1 protein-coding gene is annotated in these 955 nt (G+C 78.4%); it reads right to left on the bottom strand.

What is annotated here, in order from left to right; all coding sequences use genetic code 11:
- Positions 1–724: polyprenyl synthetase family protein (locus ACFV0G_RS02055; protein WP_380540072.1), on the bottom strand; the 724-nt coding region annotated here is incomplete at its 3' end.
- Positions 725–955: the final 231 nt, after the last annotated feature.

Here is a 955-nt window from a genome sequence, read left to right as displayed (position 1 = left end):
GGAGAGACGCTGTGGGGGTGTGTGGTTGTTTTGATTCCACAGTCCACAGCACCCGCCCTGCCCCCGCGGGGCGTCGCCGCCCCAGCGCGGCGCCCCCGCCCCCCCCGGGGGGCGCCCCCCCCCCCCCCACGGCGCCGACCAGGGCGACCCCGGCCGTGGGGGCCGCGATGGTGCTCTCCAGCAGGTCGATCGAGACCTCCGGGCTCATCGCCGAGCTGCCCTCCGCCTCCAGGTCGCGGATCTGCCCGGAGCAGCACTCCCGGATGGCGAACGCGGCCCGCCGGGCGAGTTCGGCGGCGACCGGGGCCGGCTCCGCGGTGAGCAGCTCGAAGGCCAGGCAGTGCAGCGCGGTGCCGACCTGGATCGCGGCGGGCACGCCGAACACCGTCCACAGCGTGGGCCGGCCCTTGCGGACCATCTCGCGGTCGATGATGTCGTCGTGGACGGTGCCGGCGGCGGACATCAGCGTCCCGGCGACGGCCGCGTTGCGCACGCCGTCCCAGACCCGCCGCTCGCTGCCGGCGCAGAGCAGGGCCATCAGGGCGGGGCGGCGGCGGAAGCCGACCGGGGTGGAGGGCGTGCCGTCCGCCTCCACCCAGCCGAAGTGGTACTCCGTCATCCGCCGCACCGGTTCGCTGAGGACGGCCGTCGCCGTGCGCAGGGCCGGTTCCATGTAGGCGATCACGTCCTCGGTGATCTGCTGCGACGTCCGCTGTGTCGGCACCGTTCACTCCGTCGGTCTCGGGCGGGGCCGGGCACACCCGGGCCCGCGGCATCAGGCGCTGGCTCCCCCTGCCATCTGGGCCCCTGCCCGGCCGGCCCGCAACCCGGGCGCCGGCCGCACCGCGCGGTACGCCGGCCGGACGGCGCCCCCGCCCGGTGCGTGCGGGGCGGCGGGCGGCGGCCCCCGGCCGACCCGGCCCCCGGGGCGCGGGGGCGGGGGGGCCGGGGCGGG

Origin of the sequence: Kitasatospora sp. NPDC059571, from assembly GCF_042735675.1 — a bacterium.
Classification (GTDB): Bacteria; Actinomycetota; Actinomycetes; order Streptomycetales; family Streptomycetaceae; genus Kitasatospora.
Note: the sequence above shows the minus strand (reverse complement) of the source record. Positions and strands in the feature narration are given on the sequence as shown.